General features: G+C 71.5%; 22 protein-coding genes. 9 read left to right on the top strand and 13 right to left on the bottom strand.

Annotated features, from left to right (window positions below):
* Nucleotides 1-103 precede the first annotated feature (103 nt).
* Genes OG381_RS20395 through OG381_RS20385 form a run of 3 tightly spaced genes read left to right on the top strand, consistent with a single transcriptional unit; the run spans nucleotide 104 to nucleotide 2,948 of the window.
* Nucleotides 104-1,243 (top strand): 5-(carboxyamino)imidazole ribonucleotide synthase, encoded by a 1,140-nt coding sequence (locus OG381_RS20395; RefSeq protein ID WP_307029788.1) that lies wholly within the window; start codon nucleotides 104-106, stop codon nucleotides 1,241-1,243.
* Nucleotides 1,240-1,764, top strand: coding sequence for a 5-(carboxyamino)imidazole ribonucleotide mutase (gene purE, locus OG381_RS20390; protein WP_327717500.1), 525 nt, complete (start codon nucleotides 1,240-1,242; stop codon nucleotides 1,762-1,764). Before OG381_RS20395 ends, purE begins: the two co-directional genes overlap by 4 nt.
* A 5-nt stretch (nucleotides 1,765-1,769) precedes the next feature.
* Complete coding sequence (locus OG381_RS20385; RefSeq protein WP_327717499.1) at nucleotides 1,770-2,948, top strand: dipeptidase; 1,179 nt, start codon at nucleotides 1,770-1,772, stop codon at nucleotides 2,946-2,948.
* On the opposite strand, the gene OG381_RS20380 is transcribed toward OG381_RS20385, so the two are convergent.
* A complete protein-coding gene (locus OG381_RS20380) occupies nucleotides 2,897-4,036 on the bottom strand; it encodes an alkene reductase (RefSeq protein WP_327717498.1) in 1,140 nt (379 codons plus the stop codon). The two genes, OG381_RS20385 and OG381_RS20380, sit on opposite strands and share 52 nt — an antisense overlap.
* Nucleotides 4,037-4,092: 56 nt before the next feature.
* On the opposite strand from OG381_RS20380, the gene OG381_RS20375 reads away from it, so the two are divergent.
* On the top strand, nucleotides 4,093-4,452 hold the full coding sequence (locus tag OG381_RS20375) for a MerR family transcriptional regulator (protein ID WP_327717497.1): 360 nt from the start codon (nucleotides 4,093-4,095) through the stop codon (nucleotides 4,450-4,452).
* 103 nt (nucleotides 4,453-4,555) lie between these two features.
* The gene (locus OG381_RS20370; protein ID WP_327717496.1) at nucleotides 4,556-5,674 is read left to right on the top strand and encodes a dipeptidase; all 1,119 of its coding nucleotides are present in this window, start codon (nucleotides 4,556-4,558) and stop codon (nucleotides 5,672-5,674) included.
* A 58-nt stretch (nucleotides 5,675-5,732) separates the two neighbouring features.
* Here the strand turns inward: OG381_RS20370 and OG381_RS20365 are convergent, their stop codons facing one another.
* Together OG381_RS20365 and OG381_RS20360 are read right to left on the bottom strand one after the other, a co-directional pair.
* The gene (locus OG381_RS20365; protein WP_327717495.1) at nucleotides 5,733-6,116 is read right to left on the bottom strand and encodes a VOC family protein; all 384 of its coding nucleotides are present in this window, start codon (nucleotides 6,114-6,116) and stop codon (nucleotides 5,733-5,735) included.
* Nucleotides 6,117-6,133: 17 nt separating this feature from the next.
* Complete coding sequence (locus tag OG381_RS20360; protein ID WP_327717494.1) at nucleotides 6,134-6,496, bottom strand: VOC family protein; 363 nt, start codon at nucleotides 6,494-6,496, stop codon at nucleotides 6,134-6,136.
* An 89-nt stretch (nucleotides 6,497-6,585) separates the two neighbouring features.
* Between OG381_RS20360 and OG381_RS20355 the strand changes: the two genes are divergently transcribed.
* On the top strand, nucleotides 6,586-7,086 hold the full coding sequence (locus OG381_RS20355) for a CGNR zinc finger domain-containing protein (protein WP_327717493.1): 501 nt from the start codon (nucleotides 6,586-6,588) through the stop codon (nucleotides 7,084-7,086).
* Between the two features lie 10 nt (nucleotides 7,087-7,096).
* On the opposite strand, the gene OG381_RS20350 is transcribed toward OG381_RS20355, so the two are convergent.
* The 6 genes from OG381_RS20350 to OG381_RS20325 form a co-directional block, all read right to left on the bottom strand.
* The gene (locus OG381_RS20350; RefSeq protein ID WP_327717492.1) at nucleotides 7,097-7,783 is read right to left on the bottom strand and encodes a cupredoxin domain-containing protein; all 687 of its coding nucleotides are present in this window, start codon (nucleotides 7,781-7,783) and stop codon (nucleotides 7,097-7,099) included.
* Complete coding sequence (locus tag OG381_RS20345; RefSeq protein ID WP_327717491.1) at nucleotides 7,762-8,253, bottom strand: hypothetical protein; 492 nt, start codon at nucleotides 8,251-8,253, stop codon at nucleotides 7,762-7,764. Before OG381_RS20345 ends, OG381_RS20350 begins: the two co-directional genes overlap by 22 nt.
* Before the next feature lie 113 nt (nucleotides 8,254-8,366).
* Nucleotides 8,367-9,359, bottom strand: coding sequence for a cupredoxin domain-containing protein (locus OG381_RS20340; protein WP_327717490.1), 993 nt, complete (start codon nucleotides 9,357-9,359; stop codon nucleotides 8,367-8,369).
* A gap of 40 nt (nucleotides 9,360-9,399) precedes the next feature.
* Entirely contained in the window at nucleotides 9,400-10,701 is a 1,302-nt protein-coding gene (locus OG381_RS20335; RefSeq protein ID WP_327717489.1) for a copper resistance CopC/CopD family protein, read from the bottom strand.
* Nucleotides 10,698-11,330, bottom strand: a complete 633-nt coding sequence (locus tag OG381_RS20330) for a hypothetical protein (protein WP_327717488.1) — start codon at nucleotides 11,328-11,330, stop codon at nucleotides 10,698-10,700. The genes OG381_RS20335 and OG381_RS20330 overlap by 4 nt, the downstream gene beginning before the upstream one ends.
* A 426-nt stretch (nucleotides 11,331-11,756) precedes the next feature.
* On the bottom strand, nucleotides 11,757-13,100 hold the full coding sequence (locus OG381_RS20325; protein ID WP_327717487.1) for a UDP-glucose dehydrogenase family protein: 1,344 nt from the start codon (nucleotides 13,098-13,100) through the stop codon (nucleotides 11,757-11,759).
* A 191-nt stretch (nucleotides 13,101-13,291) separates the two neighbouring features.
* Here OG381_RS20325 and OG381_RS20320 point away from each other — a divergent pair, with 191 nt between their 5' ends.
* On the top strand, nucleotides 13,292-14,449 hold the full coding sequence (locus tag OG381_RS20320) for an acyl-CoA dehydrogenase family protein (protein WP_327717486.1): 1,158 nt from the start codon (nucleotides 13,292-13,294) through the stop codon (nucleotides 14,447-14,449).
* A gap of 67 nt (nucleotides 14,450-14,516) precedes the next feature.
* On the opposite strand, the gene OG381_RS20315 is transcribed toward OG381_RS20320, so the two are convergent.
* Nucleotides 14,517-15,065 carry an acyl-CoA thioesterase gene (locus OG381_RS20315; protein WP_327717485.1) on the bottom strand — a complete coding sequence of 183 codons (549 nt, stop codon included), beginning with the start codon at nucleotides 15,063-15,065 and terminating at the stop codon, nucleotides 14,517-14,519.
* A gap of 119 nt (nucleotides 15,066-15,184) precedes the next feature.
* Here OG381_RS20315 and OG381_RS20310 point away from each other — a divergent pair, with 119 nt between their 5' ends.
* Entirely contained in the window at nucleotides 15,185-16,468 is a 1,284-nt protein-coding gene (locus tag OG381_RS20310; RefSeq protein WP_327717484.1) for an LCP family protein, read from the top strand.
* A gap of 19 nt (nucleotides 16,469-16,487) precedes the next feature.
* Here the strand turns inward: OG381_RS20310 and OG381_RS20305 are convergent, their stop codons facing one another.
* The 3 genes from OG381_RS20305 to OG381_RS20295 all read right to left on the bottom strand — a co-directional run bounded on the left by OG381_RS20305 (nucleotide 16,488) and on the right by OG381_RS20295 (nucleotide 18,996).
* Entirely contained in the window at nucleotides 16,488-16,985 is a 498-nt protein-coding gene (locus OG381_RS20305) for a CbrC family protein (RefSeq protein WP_327717483.1), read from the bottom strand.
* A 71-nt stretch (nucleotides 16,986-17,056) separates the two neighbouring features.
* The gene (locus tag OG381_RS20300; protein ID WP_327717482.1) at nucleotides 17,057-17,416 is read right to left on the bottom strand and encodes a four-helix bundle copper-binding protein; all 360 of its coding nucleotides are present in this window, start codon (nucleotides 17,414-17,416) and stop codon (nucleotides 17,057-17,059) included.
* 137 nt (nucleotides 17,417-17,553) lie between these two features.
* Entirely contained in the window at nucleotides 17,554-18,996 is a 1,443-nt protein-coding gene (locus tag OG381_RS20295) for an LCP family protein (RefSeq protein WP_327717481.1), read from the bottom strand.
* A 126-nt stretch (nucleotides 18,997-19,122) separates the two neighbouring features.
* On the opposite strand from OG381_RS20295, the gene OG381_RS20290 reads away from it, so the two are divergent.
* A complete protein-coding gene (locus OG381_RS20290; protein WP_327717480.1) occupies nucleotides 19,123-20,163 on the top strand; it encodes a glycosyltransferase family 2 protein in 1,041 nt (346 codons plus the stop codon).
* Nucleotides 20,164-20,221: the final 58 nt, after the last annotated feature.

The raw sequence follows: 20,221 nt of genomic DNA, 5'->3' as shown, positions 1-20,221 counted from the left end.
AACAGGACGTGAAGACGGGTGCGTGTTTCGGGCCAGATCGGCGGAAATGGCGTGTGCAAGGGACGGAATCCGGCCGCCCCGACATGGCCGATACCCTAGGAGGGTGACGTTCCCGGTAGTCGGCATGGTCGGCGGAGGCCAGCTCGCTCGTATGACACACGAGGCAGGCATCCCGCTCGGCATCAGGTTCAAGCTCCTCAGTGACACCCCTCAGGATTCCGCGGCGCAGGTCGTAGGCGATGTCGTCATCGGCGACTATCGCGACCTCGACACGCTGCGTGACTTCGCGAGGGGCTGCGATGTGATCACCTTCGATCACGAACACGTACCCACCGAGCACCTCCGGGCGCTGGAGGCGGACGGCATCCCCGTGCGCCCCGGGCCCGACGCGCTCGTGCACGCCCAGGACAAGGGCGTCATGCGAGCGCGGCTCGACGCGATCGGGGTGCCGTGCCCACGGCACCGGATCGTGAGCGACCCGGCGGACGTGGCCGCCTTCGCGGCGGAGGGGGACGGCTTCCCGGTCGTCCTCAAGACCGTCCGCGGCGGCTACGACGGCAAGGGTGTGTGGGTCGTCGACAGCGTCGAGGAGGCCGCCGACCCCTTCCGGGCCGGTGTCCCGGTCCTCGCGGAGGAGAAGGTCGACTTCGCCCGTGAGCTCGCCGCCAACGTCGTACGGTCGCCGCACGGCCAGGCCGTCGCCTACCCGGTGGTGGAATCCCAGCAGGTCAACGGCGTGTGCGACACAGTGATCGCCCCGGCGCCCGACCTGGACCCGGCCCTCGCGCTCAAGGCCGAGGAGATGGCGCTGAGCATCGCCAAGGAACTGGACGTCGTCGGCCACCTCGCCGTCGAGCTGTTCCAGACCCGCGACGGCCGCATCCTGGTCAACGAGCTCGCGATGCGCCCGCACAACTCCGGCCACTGGACCCAGGACGGCGCGATCACCTCCCAGTTCGCCAACCACGTCCGGGCCGTCCTCGACCTGCCCCTCGGCGACCCGCGCCCCCGCGCGAAGTGGACGGTCATGGCGAACGTCCTCGGCGGCGACTACCCGGACATGTACTCCGCGTACCTGCACTGCATGGCCCGCGACCCGCAGCTGAAGATCCACATGTACGGCAAGGACGTGAAGCCCGGCCGCAAGGTCGGCCACGTCAACACCTACGGCGACGACCTCGACGACGTGCTGGAGCGCGCCCGTCACGCAGCCGGCTATCTGAGAGGCACGATCACCGAATGAGCCCCGTTGTAGGCATCGTCATGGGGTCGGACTCCGACTGGCCCGTCATGGAGGCCGCCGCCCAGGCGCTCGACGAGTTCGAGATCGAGTACGAGGTCGACGTCGTCTCCGCCCACCGCATGCCGCGCGAGATGATCGCGTACGGCGAGGAGGCGGCCGGTCGGGGCATCAAGGTGATCATCGCGGGCGCCGGTGGCGCGGCCCATCTGCCGGGGATGCTCGCCTCCGTCACCCCGCTGCCGGTCATCGGCGTGCCGGTCCCGCTGAAGTACCTGGACGGCATGGACTCGCTGCTGTCGATCGTGCAGATGCCGGCCGGTGTGCCCGTCGCGACGGTCTCCGTGGCCGGCGCCCGCAACGCGGGCCTGCTGGCGGCCCGGATCCTCGCCGCCCACGACCCGGAGCTCCTCGGCCGGATGAAGGAGTTCCAGCAGGAGCTGGGCGAGCAGGCCGCCGAGAAGGGCAAGCGGCTGCGCGCCAAGGTCGAGGGGCCGGGCAACGGCTTCGGTTTCGGGAAGTGACGGCTGTGAGCTCCGTGGAGACCGCCCGGGCACTGCTGCGGGAGTTCCCCGTCGTCGACGGCCACAACGACCTGCCCTGGGCGCTGCGCGAACAGGTCCGCTACGACCTCGACGCCCGGGACATCGCCACCGACCAGAGCGCCCATCTGCACACCGACCTCGCCCGGCTGCGGGCCGGTGGCGTGGGCGCGCAGTACTGGTCGGTGTACGTCCGCTCGGACCTGCCCGACGCGGTGCCGGCGACGCTGGAACAGATCGACTGCGTACGGCAGTTGATCGACCGGCACCCGGCCGATCTGCGGGCCGCGCTGAGCGCGGCGGACATGGAGGCGGCGCGGGCGGAGGGCCGTATCGCGTCGCTGATGGGGGCCGAGGGCGGCCACTCCATCGCCAACTCTCTTGCCACGCTACGCGCGTTGTACGCCCTCGGCGTCCGCTACATGACCCTCACCCACAACGACAACAACGACTGGGCGGACTCGGCGACCGACGTGCCGCGCGTCGGTGGGCTGTCGGCCTTCGGCCGTGCGGTGGTGCGGGAGATGAACCGCGAGGGCATGCTCGTCGATCTGTCGCATGTGGCGGCCACGACGATGAGGGACGCGCTGGACTCCACACTCGCGCCGGTGATCTTCTCCCACTCGTCGTCGCGGGCGGTGTGCGACCACCCGCGCAACATCCCGGACGACGTCCTGGAGCGCCTCCCCGCCAACGGCGGCATGGCGATGGTGACGTTCGTGCCGAAGTTCGTGCTCCAGGCCGCGGTGGACTGGACGGCCGCGGCCGACGAGAACATGCGCGCCCACGGCTTCCACCATCTGGCGACGACTCCGGACGCGATGAAGGTCCACCGCGCCTTCGAGGAGCAGCGCCCGCGCCCCATCGCCACGGTCTCCACGGTCGCCGACCACCTCGACCACATGCGTGAGGTGGCGGGCATCGACCATCTCGGCATCGGCGGCGACTACGACGGCACGGCCTTCACCCCCGACGGCCTGGACGACGTCTCCGGCTACCCGAACCTGATCGCGGAGCTCCTGGACCGCGGCTGGTCCAGGTCCGACCTGGCCAAGCTCACCTGGCAGAACGCGGTCCGGGTGCTCGGGGCCGCCGAGGACGTGGCCCGGGACCTTCAGGCGACGCGCTCGCCGTCGAACGCGACGATCGAGTCGCTGGACAGCTGAGCGGGCTCTTCGGGGAGTTCGTCGAGGGCGGGGTAGTCGGTGTAACCGGCCGCCCCGCCCACGTACATCAGGTAGCGGTCCCGAACGGGGTTGAGCGGCGCGCCCGTTCGCAGCCGCGCCACCAGGTCGGGGTTGGCGAGGAACGGACGCCCGAGGGCGACGAGGTCGGCTCCGGCGGCGAGGGCGCGCTCGGCGCCGTGACGTACTTCGCCGGCGGAGAAGTCCTTCAGTACCGGGTTCGCGATCAGGGTGCCCGGCCACTGCGCGCGGATCCGCCGGAACAGGTCGGAGTCCGGGTCGGCGTACACGACGTGCAGATAGGCGAGTCCGAGAGCGCCGAGTTTCTCGACGAGCGGCGGATAGATCTCCTCCGGGTCGCCCTCGTCGATGCCGTTCACGGTGACTCCGGGGGAGATGCGTACGCCCACCCGCTCGGGGCCGATCGCGGCGGCGACGGCTTCGACGACCTCCGCGGTGAAGCGGGTCCGGTCGGTGCCGTAGGCGTCCGTGCGCCGGTTGGTGTTGGCGGACAGGAACTGGTGCAGGAGATGGCCGTTGGCGGAGTGCACCTCGACGCCCTCGAATCCGGCCTCGATCGCGTTGCGCGCGGCCGTGGCGAAGTCGGCGGCGGTGGAGCGGACGTCGTCGGTGGTCATCTCCCGCGGTGTCACGGCCTGTTGACGGCCCTCGGGCGTGAAGATCGTCTCCGGGAGCGGGACGGGAGAGGGCGCGACCGGGGTGTGCCCGCTGGTGGCCGGGTGGCCCACCCGGCCGCCGTGCTGGAGCTGGAGGAACATCTGGCCGCCCGCCTCGCGTACGGCGTCCGTGACCTGCCGCCACCCCGTCACGTGCCGCGGGGTGTGGATCGCCGTGATGTTCGGGTACGTCTGTCCGACCGCGTTCGGTGTCGCGGCCTCGGCGATGATCAGGCCGGCGGAGGCGCGCTGGGCGTAGTAGGTGACCATGAGGGGGGAGGGTGTGCCGTCGTCCTCGGCCCTGTTGCGGGTCATCGGGGCCATCACCAGACGGTTGGGGAGGGCCAGGGAGCCGAGGCGGGCCGGTGCGAGGAAGTCCGTTGTCTGCGTCATGACCGTACGGTAGAAGTTGACACTGATGTCAGATTCAAGCCCGGGGGTGGGTGCGCATGCGGATCGGTGAACTGGCCCGGCGGACCAATGTCAGCGAGCGGTCCCTGCGGTACTACGAAGCCCAGGGGCTGCTGCGCGCCGACCGGACCCCCGGCGGGCACCGTGACTACCCGGAGGCGGCCGTCGACCGGGTGGTGCGGATCCAGGAGCTGTTCGCGGCCGGACTGCACAGCAGCCGGATCGCCCAGTTGCTGCCCTGTATGCGGGACACCGACGGCGGACCCTCCGCCGTCGCCACCCCGCGGCTCGTCGCCGACCTCACGGCGGAGCGCGACCGCATCGACCGGATGATCGCCGACCTGGTCCGCTCCCGGGACACCCTGGACGAGGTGATCGACGCGGCACAGGGTCGCTGAACCGGAGTACCCCCGAACGCCCCGCCCACCAGGAAGCCCTCCGCCCCCCGTGCGACGGTGACCGTACTGCTGATGCCGCCCATCACGACGTACGGAGCCCGCCATGGCAGACCTCCAGGACGAACTGCACACCACCAGCGAGGTCGCCGGGCTCGACGACCTGCCCGACCCGTTCGTCGAGTCGGAGCCCTACACGCCGGTCTCCGATCCGGACACCGAGCCCCTGGAGCGGGCGCACGCCATCCTCGCCGCGCATCCCGTCGCCGACGGGTACAGCGGGCTGCCGTGGGCGCTGCGGCATCTGCCGTGGTTCGACCTGGAGCTCGGAGAGAGTTCCGTCGACACCGATGTGCCGCGGCTGCGGGAAGGGCATGTCGGCGCGCTGTTCTGGTCGCTGCACCTGCCCGAGAGCATCGGCGGCGACCGGGCCGTCGGCGCGACGCTGGAGCAGCTGGACCTGGTGAAGACCGTCGTAGGGGCCCACCCGGAGGGGCTGCGGCTCGCCCGTACCGCCGGGGAGACCGCCGACGTACGGCACTGCGGCCGGGTCGCCGTGCTGCTCGGGCCCGCCGGTGCCGCCGCGCTCGGCGACTCGCTCGGCATCCTGCGCTCGCTGCACGCCCTCGGCCTGCGGGTGCTCACCCTGTCCGGCGTGAGCTGGGCGAGCGAGGCTGGTCTGACCCGGTTCGGCGAGGAGGTGCTGCGCGAGATGAACCGGCTCGGTGTCCTCGCCGATCTCTCGGGCGCCTCCGCCGACACGACCCGCCGCGCTCTCGCCGTGTCCAAGGCGCCGGTCGTGTGCACCCGCTCCGCCGCCCGCGCCCTGCGCCCCCATCCGGCGAACCTCCCCGACGACCTGCTCACCGAGCTGGGCGCCGCCAAGGGGCTGTGCATGGTGCCGCTCACCGCCGAGCAGACCGGCCCGTCCGTGCGGGACGTCGCCGACCACCTCGACCACGTCCGCTCCCTCGCGGGCGCCGAGTGCGTGGGCCTGTCCGGCACCTACGACGCCGGCACCGCCCATCCGCAGGACCTCACCGACGCCTCCTGCTACCCGCACCTGATCGCCGAACTCCTGCGGCGTGACTGGTGCGAGGCCGACATCGCCCTGCTGGCCTGGGGCAACGTCCAGCGTGTGCTGCGCGGCGCCGACTTCGCGGCCCGCGCGGCCCAGGAGCGCCGCGAGGCGTCGACGGCGAAGATCTCCGACCTGGACGGCTAGCGGCGTACCGGTCGAGCGGGACGATCCGGCGTCCTCGTGGACCGCGGCGGCCCACCGGTCACGTGTGCTCGATCCGGCAGAGGCAGAAGGGATGCCCCGCCGGATCGGCGTACACCCGGAAGTCGTCCTTGTCCTGCGCGTGCAGCGGACGCGCGCCCAGGGCCAGGACCTCCCGTTCCGCCGCGTCGATCTCCTCCCACGTCGACCCGGCGTCGAGGTCGATGTGGAACTGCTGCGAGTTGTGGTCCGCCCGCGGCCACTCCGGGGGCGTGAACCCGGGCGCCTGTTGGAAGGCGAGCCGTGGCGCGCCGGGGGTCTCCAGGACGACCCAGTCGGCCTCCTCCATGCTGGGGGTTCCGCCCACGATCGCCGCGTAGAACTGGGCGAGCGCGAGCGGGTCGGGACAGTCGATCACTACGGAACGGAAACGAGCCACAGTCACGGTGGACCCTCCAGGTCTCAGCTGGCGCACAGACAGAAAGGGTGCCCCGCCGGGTCCGCGTACACACGCCAGGCGCGTGAGCGGTCGGCGGTGTCCAGCGGCCGGGCGCCGAGGGCCAGCACTTCCTTCTCAGCCGCGTCCATGTCGTCGACGGTCAGGTCCAGGTGGAACTGCTGCGAGTTGTGGTCCGCGCGGGGCCACTCGGGCGGTACGAATCCGGAGGCGGCCTGGAAGGCCAGCGACGGTCCGCCGGGCACCTTCAGGTCCACCCAGTCGCCGTCGCCCTCGACGGTGCCGCCCACCACCTCGGCGTAGAAACCGGCCAGCGCACGGGGGTCCGGGCAGTCCAGGACGACGACGCCCAGTGTGGCGAGAGCCATGTCTTCCTCCTCGGAGCGGGGTTACCTCTATAGCCGGGTAACCGGTAACCGTTACTGCATGCTGCCGCATAGGCGGTAACGTCGCAAGCATGAGTGAACGATCGGCGGCGCCGGGGGACCTGGGTCTGGTGGAGTCCCTGGTCAACACCCTCAACCTCGAGTCGGGCGCCGACGCGCTCGACACGGCGGACGGCCGGACGCGCTTCGGACTCACGGAGGAAGAGGCCGCGGGCGCCCGTGAGCTGCGCGAAGCACTGCGCGCGGCCCTGCTCGCGCACGCCGGCCACCCGCCGCACCGCGCGGTGACCCCGCTCGGCGCGCTGCTGGCGGCGGCGCCGCTGGTCGTGACAATCGACGCGGGTGACGGCTCGGCCGCGCTCGCGCCCGCCGACGGGGCGCCACTGCTCTCCCGGGTCGCGGCGGCCGTCGCCGAGGCCCTGGTCGCGGGGACCTGGCTGCGGCTGAAGGCCTGCGAGGCGGCCGACTGCCACTGGGCCTACTACGACCGCAGTCCCGCGGGCCGGGGCCGCTGGTGCTCGATGCAGGTGTGCGGGGCACGCGCGAAGATGCGGCGCTACCGGGCGAGGTAGCGCCGCACGCTCAGTCCTCGGCGCGGGACGCGGCCGCCCGGGAGCCGACCAGGAGCAGACAGAGGACGGCCACCCCGGCGATGAGTCCGGTCAGGAGCAGCAGGGGTTGCAGGGGCCGGGCCGCGGCCACGGGTTCGGTCGGCGGGGCCGCCGCCGCGACGGGGGGCGAGGTGCTCGGCGACGGTGACGGCGAGGGCGGTGCGGAGGGCTTCGGGGACGTGCCGGCGGCCCGGTGGGTGGTCGGGGCCGTCCGGGTCGGCATCGGCATGGCCTCGTGCGAGCTGCCGGTCCCGTGCTGGTGGGTGGGGGTGGGCGTCGGCTTCGGGGTGGGCTTCGGTGCCGCCACCACCGTGATCCGCGCCGTCATGTCCGGATGCACGGTGCAGTAGTAGCCGTACGAACCGGCCGCGGTGAACGTGTAGGTCCAGCTCTGCCCCTTGTTCAGCATCGGGGAGTGGATCGCGACCGGACCGGACGTCGTCTTCACGTCGTGCGGTGCCGTGTCCCCGTTGGTCCAGGTCACGGTGGACCCGACAGGCACGGTGAGGGAGGCGGGCGCGAAGGCGTACCCCTGCATCGCCACCCGGTACGAGGCCGCCGAGGCCTGCCCTGGTGGCAGGAGCAGCAGGGCGAGGAGGGCGAGTACGGCGCCGAGCGCCGCCCGCCGGGCCGCCCTCACGCGGGCTCCGCGGCGCACGTGAACTCCGCCGCGACCAGCAGCCGCAGCCGCGTGGCCGGCCGGCGCCACGGCAGCCGGAACCCGGTGGCCCGGCGCAGCAGCCGGTACGGCATCAGGACCGTGCCGACGACGAGGAGCAGGTCGTCGGTGCGCTCGACGACCCGCAGCCGCAGCAGCACCGGGAAGGCGACACCGCGCAGTTCGAGGTCGCCGGTGACCTGGAGGTGCCGGCCGCCGTCGAGGGGCGCGATGTGCGTGCCGGTGAGGACGGCGGGCGGGTCGAGCAGCTCGAAGCGCAAGGAGGGCCGGGCGTCCGGGTCGTCGTCCGGCACGGTCAGCGAGGCGCCGGCGAGGGTGAGACGGCGGCGGAAGGTGGGCAACGGGCCGTACCGGGCGGCGAGTTCGACGAGCGAGCGGCCGGGCGCGACGGCGTACCGCCCGGGCCGGGGGAGGTGCCGCTGCTCGGTGGGCAGCGTGACGGTTCTCATCCGGGGGCTCCTTGAAAGCGGTTCCCGTGGGGAGGCGGGGGCGTGGAGAATGGGGCGCGGCGCCGGTCCGGCCGACTGAGCCTCGGCCGGACCGGCGTTCGTCCCCGGGAAGGTCAGCAGCTGCCGGTGACGTAGCTCTCGGTGGGTGCGAGCAGGTGCTCGGCCCAGACCGTGTGCATCTTCACGTAGCTGTCGAGGTTCAGCAGATCGGTGACCTGCTGCCCGAGCGACTCCTCCAGGTGTGCCTTGTTGATGTGGTCGAGCAGCACGCTGAGCGTGTCGTCGGCGACCGCCCCGCCGCCCGAGGTGAGTGGCGTCAGGATGCTCTCGATCCACACCGTGTGCGTCTTGATGTAGGAGTCGAGCGCGAGCGCGTCCTGCACCTGCTGACCCGGAGAACGCTCCAGGTGGGCCGCGTTGAGGTGCTGCAGGATCGGGAGCAGGACGTCCTGGACGCTCGCGCACTGCTCGTCGCCGCCGTCACCGGAACCGCCGGTCGGCGTGGCGGTCGGAGCGGTGGTCGGCGCCGTGGTGGGCGTCCCGGTGGGCGTGGCCGTAGGAGCGGCCGTGGGCGTGGCGGTGGGTGCCGCGGTCGGCGTGGGCGTCGTTCCGCCGCCGTCGGACGGCTCGACGACCTTCACCGACGCCACCATGTCCGGGTGCACGGCGCAGTAGTACTCGTACGTCCCCGCCGCGGTGAACGTGTACGACCACGAGTCGCCCCGCTCCAGCGTGCCCGAGTCGAACTTCTTCGGGCCCTTGGTCGTGGTGACCGTGTGCGGAACGCTGTCGTGGTTCGTCCACCGGACCGTCTGGCCGACCTCGACGACGAGCTGCTTCCCGTCGCCGAACTTGTTGTTCATGATGTCGACCTGGCGGTCCGGCGCGGCGGCCGCGGCCTGCTGGGCCTCGGCGGCGGCTGCGGGCGCCTGAGCCACGCCCGCAGCGGTGTCCGAGGCGGCCGTCGTGCCGCTGCCCGCGGCTGCCTGGAGCAGCCCCAGACTGAGCACGGCGGCCAGCGCCGCCCCGAGCCCCGCGACGAGCAGGGCCCGGTTTCCGGCGGGCGGACGGCGCCGCCGTTCGCCGGTGTCATTGGTGCGTGTCACTCCGAACTCCTTTTGCTTGTGGGGAGTTGTGTGTGAGGAGTCAACGGCCGGGATTGGCCGTGACCAGCAGACTCGTCACGGCGAGCACGACGAGGACCAGCCCCGTCTCGGCCGCGACCGAGTAACCGAAGGGCCGCACGGTGGCGGCGTCGCCGCGCAGCAGCACGGCGAGATCGAGGCGGGTGCGCACCCACCGGCGGCTGCTCTGCGCGATCAGCAGCACGGCCGCGAGGACGGCCGCCTTGACCAGCAGCAGATGCCCGTACGAGGTGTGCAGCAGAGAGTCGTACGACCCCACGACCTGCCACGCGAGCACCATCCCGGCGCCGACGATCGCGGTGACGGCGACGGCCGCCAGCCGGGAGTACCCGGGCACCACCTCCGCCAGCTCGCCCGCCCGCCGGCGCGGCAGCACCGCCACCGTGAGCATGACGAGCCCGCCGATCCACAGGGCGGCACCGAGCAGATGGAGCAGATCGGCGAGGGCACCCCAGGTCGGCTCGCCGCCCTCGGAGTTGTGCCCGCTCATCCCGGTCGCCCGCAGCAGGCCGACCGACACCGCGAGCGCGCCCACCCGCCACCCCGGCGAGCGGGAGGTCCGCGCCCCGCCCTGGAGCAGCGCGCCCAGCACCACCGCCGCCAGCACCCACAGCAGCCCGCGCGCGGCGAGCGCGATGCCCGGCCCGGTGGTCAGGACGTCGGCGTACGAGGAGGGCCGCAGCGCGTCCCGCAGACCGCCGAAGGAGATGTAGGCGCCCTCCAGTCCGATGCTCGCCACCGTCGAGAGCACCCCGCCCGTCCACGCCAGCGCGAGCAGTATCCGCGCCCGCGGCACACCCGCACCGCGCGGCCACAGCAGCGCGACGAAGGCGAGCCCGCCGACGAACAGGGCCAGCGAGAGATAGCCGGTCCAGCGGGCGGCGACGAGGCCCTTGCGCACCGAGGGGGAGAGAGCGGGAGCGGCCTCGTCGCCGCGGTCCTGGGCGGCCGGTACCGCGACCCCGAAGGCGATCCGGCCGGAGGAGGCGTGCCCGTCCTCCTCGTCGATGACCGACCAGGTGACGGCGGTCCCGCCGTCGCCGGAGCGGGGGAGGGCGACGCGCACGCTGTCCTTGCCGAGACGGGACACCGGGAGCCGGTTGCCGTCCATCGTCACGACGCGTACGTCGTCCAGGGCGACCGGCTCGTCGAAGACGAGGGTGAGCCGCTCGGGGGCGCGCTTGAGCTCGGCGCCGTCCGCGGGCGCGGAGCGGACCAGCTCGGTGTGGGCGGCGGCGGGGGTGGCGAGCAGGACGGGGGCGAGCAGGAGGAGCAGCAGCACGGCGGCGCGGCGGACGGTCATGGCGTGGCCTCCGGCAGCGGGGACGCGCTGACGCCGAGGAGGCCGGGGACGGACACGGGGGCGAGGCCGACACAGGGGGAGGGCTCCGCCGACGGGGACGGGGTCGCTGTGGGGGTGGGGGCGGCGAGCAGCCCCGTCAGGGTGCCGGTCAGGCCGGTGAGCAGCGGCTGGACCAGTCGTACCTCGCCGTCCGCGCAGGTGCCGGAGGGCGGCTCCGTCGTCGGGTCGGACGGCGAGGGGGTGGGCGTGGGGGTGTCCGGGGCGCCGGGGGAGGTGCCGGGGGAGTCGCCGTGGCCGGTGTGGCCCCCGCCTCCGCTCCCGGTGCCGTGCCCGGTGTGGGCGGCGCCGGTGCCACCGATGCCGCCGATGGTGCCGTACCCGGGAAACTCCCCGGTGCCGGCGGGGACCTGTCCGCCCGGGTCCTGCGACGAGGGCACGGCCGGGCTCTGCGGTGCCGTGGCGGCGGGCGGCGAGGTCGGGGGCGCGGCGGCCTCACCGGCACCGGAGGCGGTGGGGGCGCCGATGCCGGACGCGTAGCCGAGCACGATCACCACCGCGCCGACGAGCGCGCCCGCGACCAGCTCGTCACGGTGGTCGCCCGGAAACTGCGCCCTGCGGAACAAGGGCATGGGTCACTCCTGTCATGGTCCGGTCAACCCGAACGGAGAGTGCTGCGAATGCGCACCAGTGGAGTGGAGGGCGGATTCCGCTTGGCTACGCGCCCGTTAACCGGTTGTTGCCTGGCTCTCTTCGAGGGGGGACCCCGTTGTGAGAACGGGCTAGACCGCCTTTATTCCGCGCATTGTGAAAGTGAAGAGTTCGGGGAGGCGAATCGGTATTTCCGCCACACTGCTCGAATGAAATCGAACCCCGTTTGTTGATTTCGGGGAGTCTGGCATATGCGGACGCGCGAAGGTCCTGCTGCCCAGTCCTGAAGCGCTCTGGCAGGTCCAGGCAAGACGAAGCGGGCCACCGCTTTTATGTACGGAGACCCGCTCGCCGAGTATTTCTTTGCCGCGTTATTGCGTCATTCCGAATTCCGCCGCCGCGCAGAATCAGGCCGTCGGCCGGCCCATGGCCCGGAACGACCATCCGGCCTTGCGCCACACCTCCGGGTCGAGCGCGTTCCGCCCGTCCAGAATGAGCCGCGTCGCGGCGACCTCGCCCAGCGCCGCCGGGTCCAGCTCCCGGAACTCCCGCCACTCCGTCAGATGCAGCACGACATCGGCGCCCCGGACGGCCTCGACGGCGGAGTCGGCGTATCCGAGCGTCGGGAAGACCTGACGGGCGTTCCCCATGCCCTTCGGGTCGTACACCGTCACCTGGCCGCCCTGGAGATGGATCTGCCCGGCGACGTTCAGCGCCGGCGAGTCCCGGACGTCGTCCGAGTCGGGCTTGAAGCTGGCGCCGAGCACCGCGACCCGCTTGCCGAGGAACGACCCGCCCCCGAGCGCCTCCCGCGCCAGCTCCACCATCTGCCCGCGCTGGCGCATGTTGATCGAGTCGATCTCGCGCAGGAACGACAGCGCCTGGTCCGCGCCGAGCTCACCGGCGCGCGCCAGGAAGGCCCGGATGTCCTTGGGCAGACAGCCGCCGCCGAAGCCGATACCGGCCCGCAGGAACTTCCTGCCGATCCGGTCGTCGTACCCGATGGCCTCGGCCAGCTTGACGACATCGCCGCCCGCGGCCTCGCACACCTCCGCCATCGCGTTGATGAAGGAGATCTTCGTGGCGAGGAAGGAGTTCGCCGAGGTCTTCACCAGCTCCGCGGTCGGGAAGTCGGTGACGACGAACGGCGTCCCCTCGCCGACCGGCGTCGCGTACACCTCGCGCAGCAGCTTCTCGGCCCGCTCGCTGCGCACCCCGACCACGATCCGGTCGGGGTGCAGGGTGTCGCCGACGGCGAAGCCCTCGCGCAGGAACTCCGGGTTCCAGGCCAGCTCGGCGTCCGCACCGGCGGGCGCGTGCTCGGCGAGGTAGGTGGCGAGCCGGTCCGCGGAGCCGACCGGAACGGTGGACTTGCCGACGACGAGGGCCGGACCGGCCAGGTGAGGCGCGAGAGAGGCGATCGCGGAGTCGACGTAGGACATGTCACAGGCGTACTCGCCGTGCCGCTGCGGAGTGTTCACGCAGACGAAGTGGACGTCACCGAACGCACCGACCTCGGCGAAGTCCATGGTGAAGCGGAGCCGCCCGGTGGAACCCTCGATCCCGGCGACGTGCTTGCGCAGCAGGTCCTCCAGGCCGGGCTCGTACATGGGGACCTCGCCGCGCTGGAGCATGGCGATCTTCTCGGGTACGACATCGAGCCCCAGCACCTCGAAGCCGAGCTCGGCCATGGCCGCGGCGTGGGTGGCGCCGAGATAGCCGGTGCCGATCACGGTGATCTTGAGGCTCATGGGTGCTCCAGAGGAGGGACGTCGTTCGGTGCGCTGCCCGATCCTAGTAGGGGCGTGACGGGGCCCTTCGGCGGGCAGCTCTCCCTCTGTCGCCAAGCTCACGTATCACTCCCGTGAGCGGACCCCTAAAATTTGAGTTACTTAACGGTAATTAGCGTCGGCACCGCAGCGCATTTGGAGCGTGAGACACCTTGGCCGGATCGGCTGACTTCGACCTGTACCGCCCGTCCGAGGAGCACGACATGCTCCGCGACGCCATCCGCTCGCTGGCCGAGGCGAAGATCGCGCCGTACGCCGCCGTGGTGGACGAGGAGGCCCGCTTCCCGCGGGAGGCCCTCGACGCTCTGGTCGCCAGCGACCTGCACGCGGTACACGTGCCCGAGGAGTACGGCGGCGCGGGCGCCGACGCGCTGGCCACGGTGATCGTGATCGAGGAGGTCGCGCGCGTCTGCGTCTCCTCCTCCCTGATCCCGGCGGTCAACAAGCTGGGCTCCCTGCCCGTCATCCTCTCCGGCTCCGAGGAGCTGAAGAAGAAGTACCTGGGCCCGCTCGCCAAGGGCGACGGCATGTTCTCGTACGCGCTCTCCGAGCCCGACGCGGGCTCCGACGCGGCCGGCATGAAGACCAAGGCGGTCCGCGACGGCGACCACTGGATTCTCAACGGCGTGAAGCGCTGGATCACCAACGCGGGCGAGTCCGAGTACTACACGGTGATGGCCGTGACGGACCCGACGAAGCGCTCGAAGGGCATCTCCGCCTTCGTCGTCGAGAAGTCCGACGAGGGCGTCTCCTTCGGCGCCCCCGAGAAGAAGCTCGGCATCAAGGGCTCCCCGACCCGCGAGGTCTACCTCGACAACGTCCGCATCCCCGCCGACCGCATGATCGGCGAGGAGGGCACCGGCTTCGCCACGGCGATGAAGACCCTGGACCACACCCGCATCACGATCGCGGCGCAGGCCCTCGGTGTCGCCCAGGGCGCCCTCGACTACGCCAAGGGCTATGTCCAGGAGCGCAAGCAGTTCGGCAAGGCCATCGCCGAGTTCCAGGGCATCCAGTTCATGCTCGCCGACATGGCCATGAAGATCGCCGCCGCCCGCGCCCTGACGTACCAGGCCGCGGCCGCCTCCGAGCGCGGCGACTCCGACCTCACCTTCCAGGGCGCGGCGGCCAAGTGCTTCGCCTCGGACGTGGCGATGGAGGTCACCACGGACGCGGTGCAGCTGCTGGGCGGGTACGGCTACACCCGCGACTACCCGGTGGAGCGCATGATGCGCGACGCCAAAATCACACAGATCTACGAGGGCACGAACCAGGTCCAGCGCATCGTCATGGCCCGCAACCTGCCGTAAGGATGGAGAAACAGCGAGGGGCGCCCGGCATCCGGGCGCCCCTCGCTGTTTCCACGGAAGGCGGAGCTCAGTCCTCGATCCCCTCCGCCGCCCGCTTCTCCCGTAGCTCCATGATCGCGCGGCGTCGGGCCAGTCGGTGGGTGCGGCGGATCTGGGCCTCCTGGTAGCGGCGCTTGTCGCGCTCGGTCTCCGGGAGGACGGGCGGCACCATGCGGGGCTTGCCGTCGGCGTCGACCGCGGCGAAGACGAGGTAGGCGGAGCCGACCTGGGTGGCCGGGTCGGACTCGTTCCACCGCTCGGCCAGGACCCGCACCCCGACCTCCATCGAGGTCCGGCCGGTCCAGTTGACCTGGGCCTTCACATGGACGAGGTCACCGACGCGGACCGGCTCCAGGAAGACCATCTCGTCCATGGAGGCGGTGACGGCGGGCCCGCCGGAGTGCCGTCCGGCCACCGCTCCCGCCGCGTCGTCGACCAGCTTCATGATCACGCCACCGTGCACCGTCCCCAGAAGGTTGGTGTCGTTGTGGGTCATGATGTGGCTGAGCGTGGTGCGGGACGCGGAGGTGGGCTTGCCCGGAATATCGGACTCCGCTGAGGGGGCCTGGTCTGTCATGGCCTCCACCTTATGCCGAGGCCTCCATCGCGGACTTTGTGTTGGGTTCGCAACAGCAGTGCCCTGATTTTCCTACGACCCTTGTAAAGGACACAGTCGTTCCCTGCACACTTGGCCCCATGAACGATTGGCCCGAGGCATGGTCCGACGAGAACCGCGGCAACCGGTACGGACGCGGCAGCGCGAGCGCACAGCCCGAAGGCGCGCGCGCCATGCGGCAGGTCCGCCGGCCCGCCTCGGGTGGGTACGGGGGCGGCCCCGGCCAGTCCGCGCCGCCCTACGGCGGCGGGGTCCCGCAGCAGCCGTCGTACGCCGATGACACCGCCGTGGACGGCTACGACAGCGGCTACAACACCGGCCAGGTCTACGGCGGCGGCGGACCGGGCGGCCCCGGCGGCGGTACGCGCGAGCCGCGTCCTGCGCCGAACTGGCGCCGCCGTATCAAGTGGACGGCGATCACCGTGGTGACCGTCCTGGTCGTGACGACGATCGGCACCTACTTCTGGGCCGACTCCAAGCTCAACCGCGAGGTCGACCTCTCCAAGGTCATCGACCGGCCGGACGCGGGCGAGGGCACGAACTACCTGATCGTCGGTTCCGACAGCCGTGCCGGCATGTCCGCCGAGGAGAAGAAGAAGCTGCACACCGGGTCCGCCGAGGGCAAGCGCACGGACTCGATGATGATCCTGCACACCGGCAGCAACGGCGACACGCTGATCTCCCTGCCGCGTGACTCGGACGTGGAGATCCCGTCGTTCGTCGGCTCCGAGTCCGGCAAGACGTACAAGGGCACGGGCCGGCACACCAAGCTCAACGCGGCGTACGCCGAGGACGGGCCCGAGCTGCTGGTCCGCACGGTCGAGTTCAACACCGGGCTGCGCATCGACCACTACGTCGAGATCGGCTTCGCGGGCTTCGCCAACATCGTGGACGCGGTGGGCGGCGTCGAGATCACCATCCCGAAGGGCGGCATGAAGGACACCAAGTCCGGCGCCGACTTCGAGGCGGGCAAGCAGACCCTGAACGGCGAGGAGGCCCTGGCCTTCGTCCGCACCCGGTACGCCCTCAGGGCCTCCGACCTGGACCGGACGAAGAACCAGCAGAAGTTCCTCGCCGCCCTCGCCAACCAGGTCGCCACCCCGGGCACGCTCCTGAACCCCTTCAAGCTCTACCCGACCATGGGCGCCGGCCTCGACTCGCTCATCGTCGACAAGGACATGGGCCTGTTCGACCTGGGCGAGATGTTCTGGGCCATGAAGAGCGTCAACAGCGGCGACGGCAAGTCCATGAACATGCCGATCTCCGGTTCCGTCAACGGCAACCTCGTCTGGGACAAGGCGAAGGTGAAGACCCTCGTGGAGCAGCTGAAGAACGACGAGACGGTCACGGTCTCGGGCAACTGAGCCGCCGCGGCGACGCCGCTCACGTGAAGTCCGCGTAGGCGAGGTGCCGGTCGCAGTGGAGGCAGGCGAAGAGGTACGCCGTGGGCTGCCCGTCGGCCTCCAGGGCGGCGCAGAGCTCCTCGCCGAACTCCGCCACAAGGCCGGCCAGGGCGTCCGGGTGACGCCGTACGTCCGCGGCCCCCGCCCGTCCCAGGAACGCCGCCGCGTCCCCGCAGTGGGTCAGCCACCGCTCCTGCTGCCAGCCGCGGAAGCCGGGGGTGCGCCGGTCGACCTCGAGCCGCACCTCCATCGGCACCCGCCCCTCGGTCTCCGTGAACTGCGCCTCGTACCGCTCACTGGCGCTGCCGTCCGCGAGGCACCACGGGCACAGGGCCCCGGGATCGACGACGGCGTACACCGGACCGTCGTACACGAACCCGCGGCGCTGCCCGCAGCAGTCGCACCGCGCCTGGGACGGGACCACCGAGCCGGTGGCGAGCGGGTCGGGGTGGTAGCGGAACACCGGCAGGGCGGTCATGGGAAGCAGCCTGCCGCACACAGGATCAGGGGCACCCCGCGGGGTGCCCCTGGAACGGCCTCAGGCCCGCCTCACATCGTGGCGCCCGCCATCGTCCGGCACATCTCCGCGCAGCGCCGACACGCCTCGGCACAGCGCATCATCTGTTCGTCGTCCGGCATGCTCATACACGCCTCGGCGCACATCTCACAGGCCTTGGCGCACATCGCGCACATCTCGGCCGACATCGGCGAGCGGCGCATCATCATGTCCGCGCACATCCGGGTCGTCTCGGCGCAGTCCATGAGCGCGCGCATGACCTGCATCTGGGCCTGGCCGCCCATCTGCATGCAGGAGCTCATGGTCTCCTCGCACATGCTGTGGCAGGACATGCACGCCTCGACGCAGTCCTGCATCTCCTTGCTCATCGCGGTCATTCCGGGCTGGGTCATGGCTCCTCCTGGGGGGTGCGGGGGCCCGGGCCGGGCTCCGTCGCCCTTCCGTCCTACGCCCGGACGGCGCCGGGCGCCATCGGGCGGACGGCAATAATCCATTTCCCCGGGAAGGGCCATCGGGATGACGGGGTGCCCTACAGGCACCCCACCTCGTCCCCCGTCACCACCCCGAACTCCCCCTGATACGGATCCTCGGCCCGCACCTTGCGCACCTTCTCGAAGTCCGCCCCGGCGATCACCTTCAGCACCGGTCCCTGTCCCGTCACCGCCCGCAGTTCGCTGCCCGGCAGGGCCGCCGCGAGGGACTTCGCGGAGCGGTCCCAGCGGGGGTCGTAGGCGACGACCGTGCGCTTGACGGTGCGGTTCGCGGAGGTCACCGGCTGGCGGGTGGTGCGGAAGCCGGTCGCGGCGAGCTGGGAGTCGACGCGCTTGCCGAGACCGGCGGTGGCGGTGCCGTTCTCGACCTGGACGCGGATCTGCTGCGGGGCCACCCCCACGCGGACGGCCTTGCTCCTGGGCTTGTGCGCGGCCAGCGGCCTGTCGTCGCGCAGGGCCTGGAAGAGGCGGCCGGACTTCTTCGGGTCCCACTTCAGGGTGGAACCGACGCCCTTCACGGCGTATCCCATCTGCCCGATCGGGACCGTGGTGAACTCCGAGGAGGAGGGGGAGAAGTTGCGCATCGCCCGCCCGAGGTCCAGCAGTTCGTCCGTGCCGAAGCCCTTGTCGGCGCGTACCGAGCCGAGCACGGCCCGGGTGATGTCCCGGAACTTCATTGGGTTCAGCAGGATCCCGGAGGAGGTGGCCCGGTCGATCAGCGCGGCCATGAACCGCTGCTGGCGCTTCATCCGGCCGAGGTCGGCGGCGCCGTCGATGTGCCGGGAGCGGACGTACTGGAGGGCCTCGCCGCCCATGAGCGTGTGGGTTCCGGCGGGGAGGTCGAGTCCGGTGTACGCGTCCTTCAGCGGGTCGGCGGTGCAGATCTCCACGCCGCCGAGCACGTCGACCGTCTTCATGAAGCTGGTGAAGTCGACCTCGAGGTAGTGGTCGATCTTCACGTGGGTCATGTTCTCGACCGTGCGGACGGTGAGGTTCGGACCGCCCTCCGCGTATGCCGCGTTGAGCTTGACGGGGTGGCCGTGGTGCGGTTTTCCGGTGGTCTGGTCGGTGTGCGCCGGTGTCATGGCGTACGAGTCGCGCGGCAGGCTCACCACGCTCGCGCGCTCCCGGTCCTCCGAGATGTGCACGATCATGACCGTGTCGGTGCAGTGGCAGGGGGCGCCGCCGAGCCGGTACTTCTGCCGCTCGGCCTCGGTGATCTTGTCCCGGCCGTCGGTGCCGACCAGCAGCACGTTCATGCCGTGGCCGGCTCTGGGCCGGTTCTTCATGTCCTTGAAGGGGTCCACGCGCGCGATGTCCGCGTCCAGGCTGGACAGGACCGCGTGTCCGATCCCGGCCGAGGCGAGGATCACCACGGAGAGCGTCGTGACCACCCGGGCGGCCCAACGGGGTTTGCGCCGTCGTACGGGCGGCCGTGGTCGGGGCCGGTGCGCGGGGGAGCGGCGGGGCGGCGTGGGCATGGGGGACACCTCCGCGAGGGCCGTACGTGGGATCATCAGCACCGTAGGCCCATACGATCTGCGGCCGCCGGAACCACCTGGGCGGGGCGCATCGGTGTCCCCCGTTCGCGGTAACGTGAGCCCCCTATGAACGCCAAGCCCGACGTGCAGCTCCCCGCCGTGTCTGTGATCATGCCCGTCCTCAACGAGGAGCGGCATCTGCGCGGAGCCGTCCAAGCGATCCTCGCGCAGGAGTACGCCGGCGAGCTGGAGGTCGTGATCGCCCTCGGTCCGTCCAAGGACCGTACGGACGAGATCGCCGCCGAGCTCGTACGCGAGACTGCGTCCGACAGCAAGCGTGTGCACACGGTCCCGAACCCGACCGGCCGCACGCCCGCCGCCCTCAACGCCGCGATCAAGGCCTCCCGCCATCCGATCGTGGTCCGCGTCGACGGCCACGGCATGCTCTCCCCGAACTACATCGCGACCGCCGTACGGCTCCTGGAGGAGACCGGCGCGCACAACGTCGGCGGCATCATGCACGCCGAGGGCGAGAACGACTGGGAGCACGCGGTCGCCGCCGCGATGACCTCGAAGATCGGGGTCGGCAACGCCGCGTTCCACACGGGCGGCGAGGCCGGACCGGCGGAGACCGTCTATCTCGGGGTGTTCCGGCGCGCGGCGCTGGAGCAACAGGGCGGCTACAACGAGGAGTTCATCCGCGCCCAGGACTGGGAGCTGAACTTCCGGATCAGGGAGGCGGGCGGGCTGATCTGGTTCTCGCCGGAGCTCAGGGTGTCGTACCGCCCGAGGCCCTCGGTGAAGGCGCTCGCCAAGCAGTACAAGGACTACGGCCGCTGGCGGCACGTCGTCGCCCGCTACCACTCCGGTTCCATCAACCTGCGCTACCTCGCCCCGCCGACCGCGGTGTGCGCGATCGCGGCGGGGATCGTGGTGGGCGCGGCCCTGACCCCGCTCGGCTTCGTGGTCCCCGGCGGCTATCTCGCGGCGATCGCCCTCGGGTCGCTGCCCGCCGGCAAGGGCCTGCCGTTGAAGGCGCGGCTGCAGATCCCCGTCGCGCTCGCCACCATGCACATGTGCTGGGGCTTCGGCTTCCTGACCAGCCCGAAGTCACTGGCGAAGAAGGTCATCGCCTCGCGGCGGCCGGCGGTGCTGACGGAGGCCTAGGACGGCCTTGAACGCGTCGAAGGCCCCCTCCCGCGCCGGGAGGGGGCCTTCGTGGTCC

The sequence above is a fragment of the Streptomyces sp. NBC_00490 genome (assembly GCF_036013645.1).
Classification (GTDB): Bacteria; Actinomycetota; Actinomycetes; order Streptomycetales; family Streptomycetaceae; genus Streptomyces; species Streptomyces canus_F.
This window is presented reverse-complemented; position numbering and strand designations above follow the sequence as displayed.

What these genes read in the sequence shown, in the direction of transcription:
- OG381_RS20335 (WP_327717489.1), bottom strand. Translation starts at nt 10,701, where the DNA reads ATGACCGTCCGCCGCGCCGCCGTGCTGCTGCTCCTCCTGCTCGCCCCC.
- OG381_RS20370 (WP_327717496.1), top strand. Translation starts at nt 4,556, where the DNA reads ATGGCAGACCTCCAGGACGAACTGCACACCACCAGCGAGGTCGCCGGG.
- OG381_RS20355 (WP_327717493.1), top strand. Translation starts at nt 6,586, where the DNA reads ATGAGTGAACGATCGGCGGCGCCGGGGGACCTGGGTCTGGTGGAGTCC.
- OG381_RS20345 (WP_327717491.1), bottom strand. Translation starts at nt 8,253, where the DNA reads ATGAGAACCGTCACGCTGCCCACCGAGCAGCGGCACCTCCCCCGGCCC.
- OG381_RS20330 (WP_327717488.1), bottom strand. Translation starts at nt 11,330, where the DNA reads ATGCCCTTGTTCCGCAGGGCGCAGTTTCCGGGCGACCACCGTGACGAG.
- OG381_RS20305 (WP_327717483.1), bottom strand. Translation starts at nt 16,985, where the DNA reads ATGACCGCCCTGCCGGTGTTCCGCTACCACCCCGACCCGCTCGCCACC.
- OG381_RS20360 (WP_327717494.1), bottom strand. Translation starts at nt 6,496, where the DNA reads ATGGCTCTCGCCACACTGGGCGTCGTCGTCCTGGACTGCCCGGACCCC.
- purE (WP_327717500.1), top strand. Translation starts at nt 1,240, where the DNA reads ATGAGCCCCGTTGTAGGCATCGTCATGGGGTCGGACTCCGACTGGCCC.
- OG381_RS20375 (WP_327717497.1), top strand. Translation starts at nt 4,093, where the DNA reads ATGCGGATCGGTGAACTGGCCCGGCGGACCAATGTCAGCGAGCGGTCC.
- OG381_RS20300 (WP_327717482.1), bottom strand. Translation starts at nt 17,416, where the DNA reads ATGACCCAGCCCGGAATGACCGCGATGAGCAAGGAGATGCAGGACTGC.
- OG381_RS20310 (WP_327717484.1), top strand. Translation starts at nt 15,185, where the DNA reads ATGAACGATTGGCCCGAGGCATGGTCCGACGAGAACCGCGGCAACCGG.
- OG381_RS20380 (WP_327717498.1), bottom strand. Translation starts at nt 4,036, where the DNA reads ATGACGCAGACAACGGACTTCCTCGCACCGGCCCGCCTCGGCTCCCTG.
- OG381_RS20295 (WP_327717481.1), bottom strand. Translation starts at nt 18,996, where the DNA reads ATGCCCACGCCGCCCCGCCGCTCCCCCGCGCACCGGCCCCGACCACGG.
- OG381_RS20315 (WP_327717485.1), bottom strand. Translation starts at nt 15,065, where the DNA reads ATGACAGACCAGGCCCCCTCAGCGGAGTCCGATATTCCGGGCAAGCCC.
- OG381_RS20290 (WP_327717480.1), top strand. Translation starts at nt 19,123, where the DNA reads ATGAACGCCAAGCCCGACGTGCAGCTCCCCGCCGTGTCTGTGATCATG.
- OG381_RS20325 (WP_327717487.1), bottom strand. Translation starts at nt 13,100, where the DNA reads ATGAGCCTCAAGATCACCGTGATCGGCACCGGCTATCTCGGCGCCACC.